The 16,239-nt window shown below is 73.0% G+C and carries 19 protein-coding genes; 6 read left to right on the top strand and 13 right to left on the bottom strand.

Features of this window, described 5'->3' with window-relative positions:
- Window positions 1-15: 15 nt before the first annotated feature.
- On the top strand, window positions 16-1,020 hold the full coding sequence (locus tag HHX31_RS18520; protein ID WP_169949528.1) for a LacI family DNA-binding transcriptional regulator: 1,005 nt from the start codon (window positions 16-18) through the stop codon (window positions 1,018-1,020).
- Here the strand turns inward: HHX31_RS18520 and HHX31_RS18515 are convergent.
- Window positions 1,010-1,498 carry a glutathione peroxidase gene (locus tag HHX31_RS18515; RefSeq protein ID WP_169949527.1) on the bottom strand — a complete coding sequence of 163 codons (489 nt, stop codon included), beginning with the start codon at window positions 1,496-1,498 and terminating at the stop codon, window positions 1,010-1,012. The genes HHX31_RS18520 and HHX31_RS18515 overlap by 11 nt on opposite strands.
- Window positions 1,499-1,814: 316 nt before the next feature.
- Between HHX31_RS18515 and HHX31_RS34440 the strand changes: the two genes are divergently transcribed.
- From HHX31_RS34440 to HHX31_RS18500, 3 genes are all read left to right on the top strand, one after another.
- The gene (locus tag HHX31_RS34440) at window positions 1,815-2,525 is read left to right on the top strand and encodes a transglycosylase SLT domain-containing protein (RefSeq protein WP_249346110.1); all 711 of its coding nucleotides are present in this window, start codon (window positions 1,815-1,817) and stop codon (window positions 2,523-2,525) included.
- A gap of 213 nt (window positions 2,526-2,738) precedes the next feature.
- Entirely contained in the window at window positions 2,739-3,305 is a 567-nt protein-coding gene (locus tag HHX31_RS18505; protein WP_169949526.1) for a hypothetical protein, read from the top strand.
- A complete protein-coding gene (locus HHX31_RS18500) occupies window positions 3,305-4,042 on the top strand; it encodes a hypothetical protein (RefSeq protein ID WP_169949525.1) in 738 nt (245 codons plus the stop codon). The genes HHX31_RS18505 and HHX31_RS18500 overlap by 1 nt, the downstream gene beginning before the upstream one ends.
- Window positions 4,043-4,135: 93 nt before the next feature.
- Here HHX31_RS18500 and HHX31_RS18495 read toward each other — a convergent pair whose 3' ends face one another.
- The 4 genes from HHX31_RS18495 to HHX31_RS18480 all read right to left on the bottom strand — a co-directional run bounded on the left by HHX31_RS18495 (window position 4,136) and on the right by HHX31_RS18480 (window position 6,165).
- The gene (locus HHX31_RS18495) at window positions 4,136-4,462 is read right to left on the bottom strand and encodes a DUF202 domain-containing protein (RefSeq protein WP_169949524.1); all 327 of its coding nucleotides are present in this window, start codon (window positions 4,460-4,462) and stop codon (window positions 4,136-4,138) included.
- Window positions 4,463-4,470: 8 nt separating this feature from the next.
- Entirely contained in the window at window positions 4,471-4,806 is a 336-nt protein-coding gene (locus HHX31_RS18490) for a YidH family protein (RefSeq protein ID WP_169949523.1), read from the bottom strand.
- Between the two features lie 75 nt (window positions 4,807-4,881).
- On the bottom strand, window positions 4,882-5,247 hold the full coding sequence (locus tag HHX31_RS18485) for a hypothetical protein (protein WP_169949522.1): 366 nt from the start codon (window positions 5,245-5,247) through the stop codon (window positions 4,882-4,884).
- A 204-nt stretch (window positions 5,248-5,451) separates the two neighbouring features.
- The gene (locus tag HHX31_RS18480) at window positions 5,452-6,165 is read right to left on the bottom strand and encodes a ferritin-like domain-containing protein (protein ID WP_249346109.1); all 714 of its coding nucleotides are present in this window, start codon (window positions 6,163-6,165) and stop codon (window positions 5,452-5,454) included.
- A 121-nt stretch (window positions 6,166-6,286) separates the two neighbouring features.
- Between HHX31_RS18480 and HHX31_RS18475 the strand changes: the two genes are divergently transcribed.
- Window positions 6,287-6,556 (top strand): ubiquitin carboxyl-terminal hydrolase 14, encoded by a 270-nt coding sequence (locus HHX31_RS18475; protein ID WP_169949521.1) that lies wholly within the window; start codon window positions 6,287-6,289, stop codon window positions 6,554-6,556.
- 51 nt (window positions 6,557-6,607) lie between these two features.
- On the opposite strand, the gene HHX31_RS18470 is transcribed toward HHX31_RS18475, so the two are convergent.
- Both HHX31_RS18470 and HHX31_RS18465 read right to left on the bottom strand, forming a co-directional pair.
- Complete coding sequence (locus tag HHX31_RS18470) at window positions 6,608-8,197, bottom strand: Na+/H+ antiporter (RefSeq protein ID WP_169949520.1); 1,590 nt, start codon at window positions 8,195-8,197, stop codon at window positions 6,608-6,610.
- A gap of 48 nt (window positions 8,198-8,245) precedes the next feature.
- Complete coding sequence (locus HHX31_RS18465; RefSeq protein ID WP_169949519.1) at window positions 8,246-9,460, bottom strand: hypothetical protein; 1,215 nt, start codon at window positions 9,458-9,460, stop codon at window positions 8,246-8,248.
- A 227-nt stretch (window positions 9,461-9,687) separates the two neighbouring features.
- On the opposite strand from HHX31_RS18465, the gene HHX31_RS18460 reads away from it, so the two are divergent.
- Complete coding sequence (locus tag HHX31_RS18460) at window positions 9,688-11,715, top strand: ATP-dependent DNA helicase (protein ID WP_169949518.1); 2,028 nt, start codon at window positions 9,688-9,690, stop codon at window positions 11,713-11,715.
- A 15-nt stretch (window positions 11,716-11,730) separates the two neighbouring features.
- On the opposite strand, the gene HHX31_RS18455 is transcribed toward HHX31_RS18460, so the two are convergent.
- The 6 genes from HHX31_RS18455 to aroC form a co-directional block, all read right to left on the bottom strand.
- Window positions 11,731-12,000, bottom strand: coding sequence for a hypothetical protein (locus HHX31_RS18455; protein ID WP_211589873.1), 270 nt, complete (start codon window positions 11,998-12,000; stop codon window positions 11,731-11,733).
- Window positions 12,001-12,133: 133 nt separating this feature from the next.
- Complete coding sequence (locus HHX31_RS18450; RefSeq protein ID WP_169949622.1) at window positions 12,134-12,934, bottom strand: SGNH/GDSL hydrolase family protein; 801 nt, start codon at window positions 12,932-12,934, stop codon at window positions 12,134-12,136.
- Between the two features lie 14 nt (window positions 12,935-12,948).
- Window positions 12,949-13,383 (bottom strand): type II 3-dehydroquinate dehydratase, encoded by a 435-nt coding sequence (aroQ, locus tag HHX31_RS18445; RefSeq protein WP_169949517.1) that lies wholly within the window; start codon window positions 13,381-13,383, stop codon window positions 12,949-12,951.
- Window positions 13,380-14,456 (bottom strand): 3-dehydroquinate synthase, encoded by a 1,077-nt coding sequence (aroB, locus tag HHX31_RS18440; RefSeq protein WP_169949516.1) that lies wholly within the window; start codon window positions 14,454-14,456, stop codon window positions 13,380-13,382. Before aroB ends, aroQ begins: the two co-directional genes overlap by 4 nt.
- Window positions 14,453-14,965, bottom strand: coding sequence for a shikimate kinase (locus HHX31_RS18435; protein WP_169949515.1), 513 nt, complete (start codon window positions 14,963-14,965; stop codon window positions 14,453-14,455). Before HHX31_RS18435 ends, aroB begins: the two co-directional genes overlap by 4 nt.
- 14 nt (window positions 14,966-14,979) lie before the next feature.
- The gene (aroC, locus tag HHX31_RS18430) at window positions 14,980-16,158 is read right to left on the bottom strand and encodes a chorismate synthase (protein WP_211589872.1); all 1,179 of its coding nucleotides are present in this window, start codon (window positions 16,156-16,158) and stop codon (window positions 14,980-14,982) included.
- Window positions 16,159-16,239: the final 81 nt, after the last annotated feature.

Genomic DNA, 16,239 nt, shown 5'->3' with positions numbered 1-16,239 from the left:
GGTGGAATCGTTTCCATGAACGGTCCAACGCAGCGGCGGATAACGATCAAGGAAGTGGCGGAGGCGGCGGGGGTCGGGGTGGCCACCGTGTCCCGGGTCCTGTCGGGCGGCTCGGCGAGCGCCGAGACCCGCGAGAAGGTGCTGGCCGCGGCGGCGCGCCTCGACTACCGGCCGAGCGCGCTCGGCCGCAACCTGAGGCGCCAGCGGACGGGCGGCATCGGCCTGCTGGTCCCCGACATCACCGACAGCTTCTACGCGCGGCTGACCGACGGCGTGCTGGCGTGCGCCCGCTCGTACGGCGAGCCGGTCACGGTGGGGGTCACCGGCGACGACCCGGAACGCGAGGCCGAACTGATCGGCACGCTCATCGAGCAGAGTATGGACCGGCTGATCGCGGTGCCGTCAGGAGACGGGGACATGTGGGCGCCGGCGCTGCGCGCGGGGCTGAACGTGGTGTTCGCCGACCGGCGGGTGCGGCCGGACGTGCCGAGCGTGGTGCCCGACGACCGGGCGGGGGTGCTGACGGCGGTGGAGTATCTGGCCGGGCTCGGGCATCGGAAGATCGCCTACCTCGGCCGGCACGGGCAGTCGCAGCGGATCGCCGCCTTCACCGCCGCGCTCGCCTCGCTGAAGCTGCCCGCCGACCGCGAACTGGTCGTGCAGGCCCGGTCGAGCCGTGACTCCGCCTACGCCGCCGCCGCGGGGCTGCTGCAGAACCGGCCGGACGTCACGGCGGTGATCGCGGGCGGCAACGTGCTCGGCGAGGCGGCCGTCCTGGCCGCCAGGGAGCTGGACGTGCGGATTCCCAGGGACGTGTCGCTCATCATGTTCGACGACGTGCCGTGGGCCGAGCTGTGCTCCCCGCCGCTGACGGTGATCGCCCAGCCGGCCCAGGACATCGGCTACCGCGCCGCCGAACTCGTGCTGCGGCACGGCAGACGGCCCCCAGCCGTCACGCTGCCCACCCAGCTCGTCGTACGGGCGAGTTGCGGGCCCAGGGTCGCGACCTCTAGGAGATGACCTTCTCGATCGCCTCGACGACCTCCGGGGCCTCGGGGACGACGCGGGGGCGGAATCGGGCGACGACCCGGCCGTCGGAGCCGACCAGGAACTTCTCGAAGTTCCACTGGACGTCGCCCGCCTCGCCCGCCGCGTCGGGGACGGCGGTCAGCTCGTCGTAGAGAGGATGCCGTCCTGGGCCGTTGACCTCGGTCTTCTCCAGCAGCGGGAAGTCGGCGCCGTACGTCGTGGAGCAGAACTCCTTGATCTCCTCGGCCGTGCCGGGCTCCTGGCCCCCGAACTGGTTGCAGGGCACGCCGACGACGGTGAGGCCCCGGCCGGCGTACGCCCGCTGGAGGGCGGCCAGGCTCTCGTACTGCGGGGTCAGCCCGCACCTGGACGCCACGTTGACGACCAGGGCGGCCCCGCCGCCGAGCAGTGCGCCGAGGGTCGTGCCCTCTCCGTCGATGGTGGTCACCGGAATCTCGAGAACACTCATGTCCGCACCCTAAACGAGGGCCCTTCGCGCACTCGCCGCGGGGCGCGCCGGGCGGCCGCACGGTAACCCGAGCCTCCGAGGAGGGTCGGCGTTGGGGGGTGGATCGGCAAAGAACCGGCCGCGGTGTGTCGCGATGCCACCGGCGGAGCCGCCGTCCGTATTTCAATCCGCGTGAGGACCCGTCGCGGTGCCCGCCGGAAGTTCTTGATGATCCGGTGCGGGCCGAGCGGACGGCGGCGCCCACGCCATGGGCGCGGCCGGACGGAGGGCGCCACGCGCGCCCGCTTCCGCACGCGACCCGACGACAAGGACCGATTTGGACAGCAGAAGCGTTCTACGCAACACAGTCGCCGCCCTGGTCGCGGTCACCGTGACCGCCGGCGGAAGCGGAGTGGCGTTGGCCGGCGAGTGGACCGCCCCTGAGCGGCCCCAGGAGACCGGGTGGCCCGGATGGCCGGAATGGGCCGGCTGGGCCGGGCAGACCGCGTCGGCCGGGGACACCGCGTGGACCGGCCGGCCGGAGTGGGCCTCCGAGGCAGAGCGGACCGCTGACACCCAGCGAACCTCTGACACGCAGCGGACCTCTGACATCCAGCAGACCGCTGACACCCAGCGGACCGCGGAGACCGCGCGGACCGCGCGGAGCGTCCGGCCTGTCACCCACGTGGGCACCTGGACGACGCGGGCGGCGGCACAGCCGCCCAGGGTTCGCCGGGCCCCGGCGAAGATACGCAGCAAGGCGTACGCCTTCCGGCTCGTCACCCGCCGCACCTGGTCAGGCCAGCAGTTCCAGTGCCTGGACAGCCTGTGGACGAGGGAGAGCAACTGGAACCACCGGGCCTACAACCACGGCTCGGGCGCCTACGGCATCCCGCAGGCGCTGCCCGGGCACAAGATGGGCTACGAAGGCAGCGACTGGAGGTTCAACCCGCAGACCCAGATCAGGTGGGGTCTGCGCTACATCAAGGGCCGCTACGGCTCGCCGTGCGGCGCCTGGGGCCACTTCCGGTCCCACAACTGGTACTGAGAACCCGGTGCGGGTGACCGGCGGCCTGCCGCCCGTCGCCCGCACCGCCGGTTCCGACCTCCTGGAGGACGCGGCCCACTCCCCTCGCCGCCATGGGCGACCGGCCGGTTCACGCCGGTGGCCAGGACGTTCCCGATGCCCCGCCGCACGCCGAATTCGGGATTGGCGGCGATTGCCCCGCCTGTGCGGAATCCTTGCCATACTCCTGTCTTCGTGACAGTGGAGTTGCCGCCGAGCGGCCGCAGGCCTCGCCGCCGGATCGCGGTAGGGGTGATCGGCCTGGTCGCCTTCCTGCTCGCCGGCCTGGGGGCGTACGCCGTCGCGCGCCACGACCGCCTCCAGGACACGAAATACTGCGGCCACGACTGCGTTCCCGGCATCGGGATCGGCACCGTGGTCGAGGCGCTGCAGGGCCGGGGGCACACCTGCGTGGACAACAGGCAGTTCTGGTCGTGCCGGCTGAGCATCGGCAGAGTGCGCTTCGAGGCCGACCTCTTCCGCTCCGTCAGCGGGGCGGATTTCTCCGAGTACATCAGCAAGGTCGAGGCCAGGATCGTCAATCCGGACAGCACCACGGCGGCGGCCGGGCTGGATTACACGTCGTGGTTCGCGGCCCTGCCGCACCGTGACGATCCCTCGACAGCCGAGAAGGTCCGTGGCTGGCTGACCGAGCAGATCACCGGCGACGGGGACGTGACGTTCATCATGGACTGGGAGTACACGCTGGAGCGCGAGGCGAACACCAGGTCCGTCGAGCTCACGATGAGCAGGAGGCACTGATGGGGGCGCCGCCCGGCCGGCCGTACTCGCCCGACGGCAGGTTCTGGTGGGACGGCGCCTCCTGGCAGCCGGTGCAGCCGCCCCCAGGACCCCCGGCCCAGCAGGGCCCCGGCGTGCCACCTGCTCCGGCGCCTCCCGGCATCGCCCCCGCAGGACGCCGCGGCGGAACAGCGGTGTTCGTGCTGGTCACGGTGGGCACGCTGATCGCGGCGCTGGCGCTGGGCGGCGTCACCGGCGCCGCCGTAGGCCTGACGACCACGGAACCGGTGACGGACGCCGCCGCGCCCGCCTTCCCCGAGAGGTTCCCGGCGGGCAGGCAGCGCTACCTGCCCAAGGCGACGGTCACCATGGTCACGGTGGACTGGCTGCGGGCGGCCGGCTCCTGGAGGTGCGCGAAGACCGCGGCGCCCGACCCGCTGACCGGCGCGAAGACGGGAATGATCTGCCGGCCCGGCGACGCCGCCGGCCGCCGGATGTCCGTCTTCATCTGGTACGACGCGCCCGACCGGCTGGTGTCGGTGAAGGCCGACTGCAAGCTCGGCCCCGGGACGAAGACGTGCGCGAACCTCTTCGCGAAGATGGCGGGCACACTGCTGTCCCCCGACCCGGCCCTGCGCGCCAAGGCGGAGGCCTGGGCCGGCGAGAACGCGGACAGGGCGGCGGTCACGGCCATCGGCGGCATCCGGCTGCAGACGAGCACGCGCCCGCACAGCATGGAGGCCGTGCCGGCGATCTGAGAGCTCCTCCGTCGTGATCCGCCGGTGCGATGCCGCTCCTCCTCACCGCGCGCGGGCGACGGCCCGCTCCCGGTCCGGCGGCCGGGGGCAGGGTCACCCGGCCAGGGCCAGCACGAGAATTAGCGCCGCCACGGCGACGGCCAGCGCGCCGGCCCAGGCGACGACCACGTCCAGCCGGTGGTCGAGCGGGTGACCATGCCTCAGCGCCCGTTCGAGGCGGCTGTGGCGCGTCCCGGTGCGCACGAGCAGGACGGCCCCGGCCAGCCCGGCGGCCGCGAAGAGGGCGGCGGAGCCCGGCCGATCGTGCCGTACGGCGAGCCCCGCCATGACCATGCCGGAGCACGCCATGGTCATGGCGGTGCGGACCCAGGCCAGCCGGGTCCGCTCGCTGTGCAGGCCCGGCCTCTGCGCTTCGCCCACGGGAGCGGTCACCTCGCCAGGAGGACCAGGACGAGGGCGAGTACGGCGACCGCCGCCACGCCGAACCCGAACACGGGGGCCAGGGCGGGCGGCGGAAGCGCGCGGTCCTGCCGGAGCGCCCGGTCGATGTGCCGCCAGCGGGGATAGGCCGAGCCTGCGGCCACGGCGGACAGCAGCACGAGCACGACGGCGAGCAGAGTGCGCACCCACGGCACGAAGACGTGTTCGGGGACGACCGCGATGCCGATGCCGCCCGCGCTCAGCGCGAGCGAGGTGGTGATCCAGGTGAGAAACGTACGCTCGTTGGCGAGGACGAAACGAGGGTCTGGTTCGTTCTCTTCCATACGAGAACGCTATTTTCGCCCCTTTTCCCCTCGCCTTGTCGGGGTTGCCATTACCGTCTCCCCGGCCCGTGGAGGCTAGAGGCAGGCCTCGCCGGCCTGGCGCAGATAGGTCGCGCCGTCGGTGGCGACCTTCTGCGCCGCGTCCACCGCCGCGTTGGCGTCGTCGACGTTGAGCTTCTGCAGACTGTCGGCGAGCCCCTGGAGCGCGTCCCTGAGCGTGGTGTCGGCGGCCTTGTTCGCCATGTCCTCCAGCCCTGTCGCGCCCTCCTCGATCTTCCGCTGCATGGTGGCGGGGTCGCTGACGGCCTTGCCGATCTCGCTGACCGTCCGGCTGATCAGCTGCGTCGCCTCTGCGCACGACTGGGCCTTGTCCACGGTCGCGCAGCCGGAGGCGAGCAGGACGGCGGCCGCGCCTGCGGCGGCGAGCGGGAGGAGTCGCATGCCGATCACCCTACCCAACCACCGCCCGCCGCCGCGGAATCCGGAACCGGGCTCCCGTTCACGGCCCTCCGCCCGCTGGTTCCGGAACCGGCTCCCTCCGCCCGCGCCGCCGGAAACCGGAGCCGAGTCCCCTCGCCGCCGGAAACCGGAGCCGGGCCCCCTCGCCGCCGGAAACCGGAGCCGGGCCCCGCGCCGTCCCCTCCCTCACCGCGCCATGACCTCGGCGACGACCCCGCGGAAGTACCCCGCGACCTCGCGGACGAAGGCGGTGCGCGACACTCCCGCCGCGCGCAGCGCGTCGCCGTGGCCCAGCACGACGACCGTCAGCACGCCCGCCAGCAGCCACCACCACACGGCCCTGGCGACCGTCCGCGGTAACGGGGACGATCTCAGGAAGGACCGCCGCAGCCGGTCCCGGTGGAAGGGCACGTGGCGCAGTTCGTCGGCGAGGATCCGGCCCGCGACCTCCGAGGCGAGGAGGTCGCCGACGCCGTCGCGCACCGCGCGGTAGTAGCCGAGCGCGACGACCTCGGCGAGCATCAGGACCATCAGCTCCGTGCGCAGCCCGAGGAGCCGCCGCAGCCGGACGAAGACGGCGTCGGTCCAGTGACCGGAGATCGTCGTGGCGCCCGCCGACTCCAGGAGCAGGCCGAGCAGGCGGGCGTGCTCCCGCTCCTCCGCCACGAACAGGCGGACCGCCTCCGCGTACACGGGGTCGCCCGCCCGGCGCGCCTTGTCCAGGAGGCGGGCGCCGTCGCCGTCCTCCCCCACCTGGAACCGCTGAAGGCTGCGTACGAGGGCGGGCGCCAGCCGCGCTCCCGCGCTCCAGTCCGGGTCGCCCCAGGTGCGCCGCAGCAGCGCCGCGCCCTCGAAGTCGTGCAGCCAGGAGGTGAAACCGCCGGTGTGCGCCATCGTCATGGCCCATCAACCTACGGAGGCCGTGTGCAGATTCGGATGGGCACTTCGTAGAGGTTCGGTGCGAGCGGCCCCGCGACCGGGAGGCGCCGGTCACCCGGCCGAGCGCCGTAGCATCTGCGGCATGGGTAACTGCGAACACATGCTCGTGACCACCGACCACGAGCCGCTCACGCCGGAAGGCTGCCAGGAGTGCCTGGAGCGCGGCATGCGATGGGTCCACCTGCGCAAGTGCCTGGAGTGCGGTCACATCGGCTGCTGCGACTCCTCTCCCGGCAAGCACGCCACCGCCCACTTCAAGGAGACCGGCCACCCGGTGGTGCGCTCGTTCGAGCCGGGCGAGGACTGGCGCTGGTGCTTCGTGGACCAGCGCCTGGGCCAGACCGTGTCCTGAGCGTCCCGAGCGTCCTGAGCGTCCCGAGCGTCCTGAGCGTCCCGAGCCCGATCAGCCGCGTTCGAGTGCCGCCTCCTCGAAGTCGAGCTCCTGCATGACCCGGTGGAGCACCTCGTCGTCGATGCGCCGCTCGTCCCGCATCCGTACGAACACCTCGCGTTCCGCGGCGAGCATCTCCCGGCGCAGCCGCCGGTAGAGCGAGGCGGGCGTCTCCTCGCCCTCGGGGCCGGTGCCGCCGCCGAGCCTCTCCCAGGCGTGCATGGCCCGGCGCTCGGCGCGGCCGCGCAACTGCTCGACCACCTCTTCGTGCACGTCCAGCACGCCGTCGGCGGTGAGCTCTTCGAGCCGCGCCAGGGCCGCGGCCGCCGCGGCCTGCTGGGCGCCCGCCTCCGCGAGGTCGTCGCCGTAGCGCTCCGCGGCGGTGGACACGCCCAGCCGCCTGATCAGCCACGGGAACGACAGGCCGTGGACGATCAGCGTGCCCACGACGATCGTGAACGTCAGGAACAGCAGCAGGTTGCGCTGGGGGAACTGCTCGGGCAGCGCGAAGGCCGCGGCCAGCGACACCACCCCGCGCATCCCCGCCCAGCTCGTCAGCGTCACGTTCTGCCAGGACGGGGTCTTGGGCTCCCGTGCGCGCACTCTCTTCGACAGCATCCGGGGCAGATAGGTGCTGGGCGGCACCCAGGCGATCCGCACGAGGACGACCACCAGGAACAGCACGACCGCGTACGTCGCCAGCTCCGCGGGCCGCTGACCGTCCAGCCCCGCCACGATCGGGCGCAACTGCAGTCCGATCAGGGCGAACACGATCGACTCCAGCACCATGTCGACGACCTTCCAGACCGCGCCCGACAGCAGCCGCGTGCCGTACGTCGTCCGGCTGAGCTGGTGGCCCAGATAGATGCCGACGATCACGACGGCGATCACGCCCGAGGCGTGCACGGCCTCGGCCGCGAGATAGGCGGCGTACGGCACGAGCAGCGAGACGCCGTTGGCGATCAGCGGGTCGCCGAGCCGCCGCAGCGCGAGCCCGGACAGGTAGGCGATGACGAGGCCGATCGCCACGCCGAGGCCGGCGGCCAGGAGGAACTGCCCGCCGATGTCGAGCAGTCCGGCGGCGGCGCCGGCCACCGCCCCGACCGCGACCCGGTAGGCGGTCAGCGCGGTGGCGTCGTTGAACAGGCTCTCGCCCACGAGGATCGTCAGCGCGCGTCTCGGCAGGCCGAGCCTGCGCCCGATGGCGACCGCCGACACCGCGTCGGGAGGCGCGACGATCGCGCCGAGCGCGAAGGCCGCGGCGAGCGGGAGATCGGGGATGATCGCGTGCGCGACGAAGCCGACCACCACCGTAGTCACCAGGACGAGACCGACGGCCAGGAGGCCGACGGGCCTGGCGGCGTCGCGCAGCCGCAGGTACGAGCTGTCCAGTGCCGCCGAGTACAGCATCGGCGGCAGGAAGACCACCAGGACGATGTGCGGATCGAGGCTGTAGTCGGGAATCCCCGGCAGGTAGGACGCGGCCAGCCCGGCCAGCACCAGGAGCAACGGGGCCGACCAGCCGCGCCACGCGGCCAGGGCGGCGACGCAGAGAGCGCCGGCCGGGAGTAGGAGGAACTGCAGTGCTGTTGACGTGTCCATCAGACAGCGAGATTACTTACAGTTGGAACCCCACTTGACCGGAGCCTCTCACCAGCCCCGGGAACCCTCCCAGCCGTCCCCGTTATCGTCCGCCCAGGGGATCGGAGAGTCCGGGGCTGGCTGTGCCGCCCGGCGCCCCGCGCGGCGCTCGTGCTCCGCGCGCGGGTCGGAGGCCTGGCCGCCCGGCCACTGGTCGGGCCGCAGGCGCTCGCCCGTGGTGTAGATCGGCGGCTCGCCGCCGTAGGCCTCGTTGCCGTAGACCTCGTTGGGATAGGCCTCGTGGGGATAGGCCTCGTTGGCGTGATGCCGGACCCCGCCGAGCCCGAGCGGGTCGCTGGGGTCCACCGGAACCTGCTGCGCGGCGGAAGGGTACGGCGCGTGGGCGCCGGTCTGGGGACCAAGGTGGGGGGCCGACGACGCGACGAGGCGGTCCTGGGTGGGCGGTGTGCCGCGGGCCACGAGGACGTCGTTGGGGCCGAGCGCGGCGGGCGCGGGGTAGGCCTCGGGGGCCGGGGCGGGCGGCGGCACGGGCGGGCGGGCGTACTGCCCCGTCCCCGGGTAGTCCGGATAGTCCGGGTAGTCCGGGTACTCGTGGTCGGCGTGCCCGGCGGGCTCGGGGAACCCGGCGTCCCGCCTCCCGCGACCGTAGCCGTCGTCCGCCTGCGCGTAGCCGTTCTCCCCGTACGCGTACTCGTCGCGGGCCCTGCCGTAGGCGTCGGGGGCGGAAGCGTGGCCGTCGGCGGCGTACCCGTCCCTGGCCTGGCCGTACGGGTCCTGGGGCGCGCCGCGGGGCGTGCCGTAGGGGTCCTGGGGCGCGTACCCGTCACCGGGCTGCCCGGCGTAGGCGTCCTGGACGCGCGCCGGGTACCCCTCAGGGGTGTCGGCCGCGTACGCGTCGTGGACCTGCGTGGCGTACGGGTCGTGGACCTGGGTGGCGTAGGGGTCCTGCGCCTGGTCCTGCGGAGGCGCGGGGTAGGCCGCCTGAGGGGCGTAGCCCTCCTGGCCCGCCGCCCCCTGCTGGGGGAAGGGACCCGTTCCCGCGTCCTGCTCCGGACCACCCGCCTCGGCGAAACCCTCGTCCAGGGTGTCGATCAGCCGTCCCACGTCGTCCATGGGCATGCGGAAACTCGCCGTGCACATCTCGCCCCGCCACAGGCTCAGCACCAATGTGCCGTCGTGCCACGTGACCCGGAGCACACGGTCCTGGCCTCGCGCGTCGAAGAACACCTCGCCGAACGATGGCAGTGGGACAACTTCCGACATGGCAGACATAGTGCCTTTACCTGCCCTTTTCCGTCCACTCGATCTCGGGAAACCCTCGCGAAATATCCCGTTTTGTCCCTTTTTGACCTCAATGGGTAGATCGCTGTTGACCTTGAGAGCACTGACACTCCAGTGTGCCACGCGAGCCGGGAGGGAGTTTCTGGAACGCCAGGATGTGGTGGGACGGACACGCACCGGATGTCGGTGGCAGCGGGTAGCGTTCTTCCGTGCCCAAGGACCGTCCGGAACTGCCGCCAGTCGAAGAGCTCCTCGCCACCGCCGTGACCGCGCTGGGCGGCGTCGAGCGGCCGGGCCAGGTCAAGATGGCGCAGGCGGTGCGCGACGCCGTCGAAAGCGAGGAGCACCTCGCGGTGCAGGCGGGCACCGGCACCGGCAAGTCCCTGGCCTACCTCGTGCCCGCGATCAGGCACGCCGCCGAGAGCGGCGAGGCCGTGGTGGTGTCCACCGCCACCATCGCGTTGCAGCGCCAGCTGGTGGACCGCGACCTGCCCCGGCTCGCCGACGCGCTGGAGGGCCTGCTGCCGCACCGCCCCGAGTTCGCGATCCTGAAGGGCCGCCGCAACTACCTGTGCCGCCACAAGATGGCCGCGGGCATGCCCGACGACGAGGAGGACCAGCTCTTCGACCCCCGCGAGGTCAGCGCCACCGGCCGGATGGTGCAGCGCGTCCAGGAGTGGGCCAACGAGACAGAGACCGGCGACCGCGACGAGATCGTGCCCGGCGTGAGCGACCAGGCCTGGCGGCAGTTCTCCGTGACGGCCAGGGAGTGCCTGGGGGCGCAGCGGTGCCCCAGCGGCGCCGACTGCTTCGCCGAGCTCGCCCGGGAGCGCGCGGGCGAGGCCGACGTCGTGGTGACCAACCACGCGCTGCTGGCGATCGACGCGATGGAGGACTTCGCGGTCCTGCCCGAGCACGACGTGGTCGTGGTCGACGAGGCGCACGAGCTGGTCGACCGGGTGACCTCGGTGGTCACCGGGGAGCTGTCGGAGAGCACGGTCGGCCTCGCCGTACGCCGGGTGGGCAGGCTCGTCGAGCAGGGCATCGCCGACCGCCTGCAGGAGGCCGCAGAGGACCTGCGCGCCCTGCTGGCCGCCGCGCCGCCCGGCCGGATCGACACGCTGCCGCAGTCGCTCGGCCTGACCCTCGCGCTGGTCAGGGATGCCGCGTTCGCCTGCATCACCGCGCTCGGGCCGCGCAACAAGGACAAGGACGACCCGGAGAACGCCGGGTTGCGCAAGGCCGCCTTCACCGCGCTGGACGACGTGCACGACACCGCCCAGCGGATGCTCGACGCCTTCGGCCCCGCGGCCGCGGACGAGACCGAGGACACCGATGACGCCTCCGCGGCGGACGCCGGGCAGGAGGAGGTCCACCGGGCCGAGGTGGTCTGGCTGGACGAGGGGCGCGGGCGCGTTCCCCCCACGCTGCGGGTCGCGCCGCTGTCGGTCGGCGGCATGCTGCGCGACAAGCTGTTCGGCGACAGGACCGTCGTCCTCACCAGCGCCACGCTCGCGCTCGGCGGCTCGTTCGACAGCCTGGCCCGCCAGTGGGGCCTGCGCGCGGGCGAGTGGACCGGCCTCGACGTCGGCTCGCCGTTCGACCATCCGCGCCGCGGCATCCTCTACGTCGCCACGCAACTCCCCCAGCCAGGACGCGACGGCCTGCCCGAGGCGTACGTCGAGGAGATCGCCGAGCTCGTCGAGGCGGCCGGCGGCCGGACGCTCGGCCTTTTCTCCTCCATGCGGGCCGCCAAGGCCGCCACGGAGGCGCTGCGCGAGCGGCTGGACGTGCCGCTGCTCTGCCAGGGCGACGACTCGACCTCGCAGCTCGTCAAGCAGTTCGCGGCCGACCCCGCGACCTGCCTGTTCGGCACGCTGTCCCTGTGGCAGGGGGTCGACGTGCCTGGCCCGTCGCTGACGCTCGTGATCATCGACAGGATCCCGTTCCCTCGCCCCGACGACCCGCTCGCCTCGGCCAGGCAGCGGCATGTGGCGGCCACCGGAGGCAACGGCTTCATGGCGGTGGCGGCCACCCACGCCGCGCTGCTGCTGGCGCAGGGCGCGGGCCGGCTGCTGCGCTCCATGGACGACCGGGGCGTGGTCGCCGTGCTCGACCCGAGACTCGCCACCGCCCGCTACAGCGGATTCCTGCTCAACTCGCTGCCGCCCTTCTGGCGCACCACCGACCCCGCGAAGGTCCGCGACGCGCTGCGCCGCCTCACCGCCGGCTCCTGAGCGAAGCCGGCGGGATCACATCCTCGTGACGGCTCCGAAGGTCTCGCCCGAGTCCAGCCTGGCGTGCAGTTCGACGTGCGACATCTCGTGGGAGGCGATCACCGGGTCCACGCCCGCGGGCGAAAGCATGACCGCGCGATTCAGCACCGCGACGCCCCGTTCGCCGCCACCGCCGATCCGGCGGGAGCAGCGGTCGCTGAGGCAGGCGAGGATCCGGGGAGAGGTTCGCCTGCCGCCGTAGAAGGCGCCGACACGCCGCTCCGCCTCCTCCACCGCGGACAGCACCTGCCGTCCCCGGGACGGCGGCAGTCCCGATTCCGCGTAGACGCCGGAGGCCAGCCGCTCCAGCCCGTAGCAGCCAGGGCACGTCGCCGCGGCCGATACGCCGGCGTAGTAGCCGGATCGGCGCGGGACCGGGTCAGGGAGAGGGAATCGGGGGCAGCGGGCTGAGGCCAGGGCGCTTGGGCGGGAGGCCGTCGCCGGACGACGTGCCGCGAAGGCGCCGCCCGATCCACGGGCCGAAGTGCTCCCTGAGCCACTGCACGTCCTCGCGCCGCTTGGCCCTCGGGTCCACCTTCTCCCGTGGCGGCCAGGTCTTGCGCCAGTCGTCCTCGCCGGGCACGCCCAGCACGTGCAGGACGCGGGCGGCGACCAGGCGGTGGCCCTCGGCGTTCATGTGCAGCCGGTCGCCGCTCCAGGCCCGCCAGTCCCGCAGCCCCTGCATCGACCACATGTCCACCAGATGGCAGCCGTACAGGTCGGAGATCGAGCGGATGTGCAGGTAGAAGATCGCGAACTTGCCCCGCACCCGGCGCATGATCGGGGTGTCCCGGGGGTCGGTGCCGGTGAACAGCACGACGTCCGCGCCCGTGGCCCGCAGGTCGCGTACGGCGGCGGCCAGCGTCTTGGCCATCTCGTCGGGGTCGCTGCCGGGGCGGATGAGGTCGTTGCCGCCGGCGCAGAAGCTGATCAGGTCCGGCTTCAGGCCGACGGCCACGGGCACCTGGTCGGCGACGATCTGGTCGATCAGCTTGCCCCGCACCGCGAGGTTGGCGTAGCGGAAGTCCGGCTCCAGCGCGGCGAGCCGCTCGGCGACCCGGTCGGCCCAGCCCCGGTAGCGCACCGCCTCCCCCGGCGCTGGAGGGGGCGCGTCCGGGAGGGGGTCGTTGAGCCCTTCGGTGAAGCTGTCGCCGACCGCCACGTACGACCGGTAGCCCATGGTCCCTTCTTTCGTCACTCGCCCATGTCCGCGATCGCGCGCAGCGCGAGCTCGTACGACCGCATGCCGAACCCCGCGATCGTCCCGGTGGCCACGGCCGCCACGACCGAGGTGTGGCGGAACTCCTCCCGCGCGTTCGGGTTGGAGATGTGCACCTCGACCAGCGGGGCCGTACGCTGCGCGATCGCGTCGCGCAACGCGTACGAGTAGTGGGTGAAGGCGGCGGGGTTGAGGACCACGGGGGTCCTGCTGTCGGCCGCCTCGTGGACCCAGCCCACCAGCTCCGCCTCGTCGTCGGTCTGCCTGACCTCGACCGACAGGCCCAGCTCGCGGCCCGTCTCGCGGCACAGGGCCGCCAGGTCGTCGAAGGTCTGCGCGCCGTAGACGTCGGGCTCCCTGCTGCCGAGACGGCCCAGGTTGGGCCCGTTCAGGACGAGCACCTGCCTCATCGGGCGACCTCCCGGTACGCGGCTTCGAGCAGTTCCTCCGACGGGTTCTCCAGGCGGGCCGGCCTGCCGATGTCGTCGAGCACGACGAACCGCAGCACCGCTCCTCTCGCCTTCTTGTCCACCCGCATGTGCTCGCGCAGCCGCGGCCAGGCGTCGGCGCGGTAGGAGGTGGGCAGCCCGACGGACTCCAGGATCGAGCGTGTCCGCTCCACGACGTCGCGCCCGACCCGGCCGTCGAGCCGGGACAGCTCCGCGGCGTAGACCAGCCCGATGGCCACGGCCTCGCCGTGCCTGATGCGGTAGTCCTCGACCCGCTCGATGGCGTGGGCGAGGGTGTGGCCGTAGTTCAGGATCTCCCGCAGGCCGCTCTCGCGCAGGTCCGCGCCGACGACGTCGGCCTTCACCCGGACCTTGCGCTCCACCAGCTCGCGGGTGTGCTCGCCCTCGGGCGTGCGGGCGGCGGCGGGGTCGTCCTCGATCAGCATGAGGATCGTGGGATCGGCGATGAACCCGCCCTTGATGATCTCGGCCAGACCGGCGACGTAGTCCTCGCGCGGCACGCTCGCCAGCGTGGCGAGATCGCACAGCACGCCCCTGGGCGGGTGGAAGGACCCGACGAGGTTCTTGCCTTCCGGGGTGTTGATGCCGGTCTTGCCGCCGACCGCCGCGTCCACCATGGCCAGCAGCGTGGTGGGCACCTGCACGACCTGCACGCCGCGCAGCCACGTCGCGGCGGCGAAGCCGGCCAGGTCGGTGGTCGCCCCGCCGCCGACGCCGACGACCGCGTCGGAACGCGTTATGCCGTACCGCCCGAACGCGGACCACAGCTCGGCCGCCACCTGGACGGTCTTGGCCTCCTCGCCGTCCGGCACGGGCAGGGCGACGACCTCCAGCCCCGCGCCTTCGATCGTCTCCCGCACCGGCCTGGCGATCTCGGGCAGCCCGGCGGGGTGGATCAGGGCGACGGTGCGCACGCCCGCGTCCAGCAGGCCCGGCAGCTCCGCCAGCACATCGGTGCCGACGACCACGTCGTACGGGCTCTCGCCCCGCACGGTGATGCGCGTCGCGGTCACAGCGCCGCCTCGATCTCGGTCACGACGTCCTCGGGCTCGCGGCCGTCGGTCGCGACGGTGATCGCGGCCAGCGCCTCGTAGACGGGGCGGCGCTCCTCCATCAGCTGCCTGAGCCGGCTGCGCGGGTTGAGCACCAGCAGCGGCCTGGCCGACCCGAGCCCGACCCGCTTGACCGCCTGGTCGAGGCCGACCTGGAGGTACACGACCCGATGGCCGGCCAGCAGCTTGCGCGTGTGCTCGTGCAGGATCGCCCCGCCGCCCAGCGAGAGCACGCCGGGGTGGGTCTCCAACGCGTCGCGCACGGCCTGGGCCTCCAGCTCGCGGAACCTCTCCTCGCCGTCGTCCACGAACACGTCGCTGACGCTCTTGCCCGCGACGGCCTCGACGTCGGCGTCGGTGTCGCGGAACGGCAGACCGAGGCGGTCCGCGAGGAGCCGCCCGACCGTGGACTTGCCCGAGCCGGGCGGGCCGATGAGGACCGCGGCGGGGCCTTTTGACGCGGATTGCATGATCACGAACCTTATTACTTGACGACCAGGGACGACAGGTAGCCCGCTAGGTTCCGCGCGACCTCTTCCACGGAGTCGCCGCCGAACTTCTCGACGGCCGCGTCCGCGAGCACGAGCGCCACCATCGCCTCGGCGACGATCGCGGCGGCCGGGACCGCGCAGACGTCCGAGCGCTCGTGGTGCGCCTTGGCCGCCTCGCCGGTCAGCACGTCGATCGTGGCGAGCGCGCGGGGCACGGTGGAGATGGGCTTCATCGCGGCGCTGACCCGCAACGGCTCGCCGTTGGTCATGCCGCCCTCGACGCCGCCGGCCCGATTGGTGATCCGGCGCACGCCCTCGGAGGTGTTCTCGATCTCGTCGTGCGCCCGCGATCCTGGGCGGCGGGCGGTCTCGAAGCCGTCGCCGACCGCGACGCCCTTGATCGCCTGGATGCCCATGAGCGCCCCGGCGAGGCGGGCGTCGAGGCGCCGGTCCCAGTGGGTGTAGCTGCCGAGGCCCGGCGGCAGGCCGTAGACCACGACCTCGACCACACCGCCGAGGGTGTCGCCGTCCTTGTGCGCCTTGTCGATCTCGGCGACCATCGCCGCGCTCGCGGCCGGGTCGACGCAGCGCACCGGGTCGGCGTCCACCGCCTCCATATCGCCGGGACCCGGCAGCACGCCGGCGGGCGCGCTCGCCTCTCCGATGGAGACCACGTGGCTCACGATGTCGACGCCGAGCGCCTGCTTGAGGAAGGAGCGGGCGACCTGTCCGAGCGCCACCCGCGCGGCGGTCTCCCGCGCGCTGGCCCGGTCGAGCACCGGCCGGGCGTCGTCGAAGCCGTACTTCTGCATGCCGGCGAGGTCCGCGTGGCCGGGCCGGGGGCGGGAGCGCGGCGCGTTGCGCGCCTGGCCCTCCAGCACCGCCGGGTCCACCGGGTCGGCGGCCATGACGGTCTCCCACTTCGGCCACTCGGTGTTGCCGACGCGGATAGCGATGGGCGAGCCGAGCGTACGGCCGTGCCGTACGCCGCCGGAGATCGTCACCACGTCCTGCTCGAACTTCATCCGCGCACCGCGGCCGTATCCGAGACGGCGTCGGCGCAGCGCCTCGGCGAGGTCGGCGGTGGTCACCTCCACACCGGCGGGCAGGCCTTCCAGGATCGCGAGAAGCTCGGGGCCGTGTGACTCCCCGGCAGTCAACCAGCGCAGCATGGTGACAAGTCTTCCATGTTCGTCCCAGTGCGCCGCCCCCTGACACCCCCTTTACCCATTCGCGGGTGCCCCGCACCGGGA

This window comes from Microbispora sp. H11081, assembly GCF_012999535.1.
GTDB lineage: Bacteria > Actinomycetota > Actinomycetes > Streptosporangiales > Streptosporangiaceae > Microbispora.
The sequence above is the reverse complement of the archived record's forward strand: the minus strand, read 5'-3'. Positions and strand labels throughout refer to the sequence as shown.

Bases quoted from the DNA above. Each gene is read 5' to 3' on its own strand.
- HHX31_RS18520 (WP_169949528.1), top strand. From the start codon at position 16: ATGAACGGTCCAACGCAGCGGCGGATAACGATCAAGGAAGTGGCGGAG.
- HHX31_RS18515 (WP_169949527.1), bottom strand. From the start codon at position 1,498: ATGAGTGTTCTCGAGATTCCGGTGACCACCATCGACGGAGAGGGCACG.
- HHX31_RS18500 (WP_169949525.1), top strand. From the start codon at position 3,305: ATGGGGGCGCCGCCCGGCCGGCCGTACTCGCCCGACGGCAGGTTCTGG.
- HHX31_RS18490 (WP_169949523.1), bottom strand. From the start codon at position 4,806: ATGGAAGAGAACGAACCAGACCCTCGTTTCGTCCTCGCCAACGAGCGT.
- HHX31_RS18485 (WP_169949522.1), bottom strand. From the start codon at position 5,247: ATGCGACTCCTCCCGCTCGCCGCCGCAGGCGCGGCCGCCGTCCTGCTC.
- HHX31_RS18480 (WP_249346109.1), bottom strand. From the start codon at position 6,165: ATGACGATGGCGCACACCGGCGGTTTCACCTCCTGGCTGCACGACTTC.
- HHX31_RS18475 (WP_169949521.1), top strand. From the start codon at position 6,287: ATGGGTAACTGCGAACACATGCTCGTGACCACCGACCACGAGCCGCTC.
- HHX31_RS18470 (WP_169949520.1), bottom strand. From the start codon at position 8,197: ATGGACACGTCAACAGCACTGCAGTTCCTCCTACTCCCGGCCGGCGCT.
- HHX31_RS18465 (WP_169949519.1), bottom strand. From the start codon at position 9,460: ATGTCGGAAGTTGTCCCACTGCCATCGTTCGGCGAGGTGTTCTTCGAC.
- HHX31_RS18450 (WP_169949622.1), bottom strand. From the start codon at position 12,934: ATGGGCTACCGGTCGTACGTGGCGGTCGGCGACAGCTTCACCGAAGGG.
- aroQ (WP_169949517.1), bottom strand. From the start codon at position 13,383: ATGAGGCAGGTGCTCGTCCTGAACGGGCCCAACCTGGGCCGTCTCGGC.
- HHX31_RS18435 (WP_169949515.1), bottom strand. From the start codon at position 14,965: ATGCAATCCGCGTCAAAAGGCCCCGCCGCGGTCCTCATCGGCCCGCCC.
- aroC (WP_211589872.1), bottom strand. From the start codon at position 16,158: ATGCTGCGCTGGTTGACTGCCGGGGAGTCACACGGCCCCGAGCTTCTC.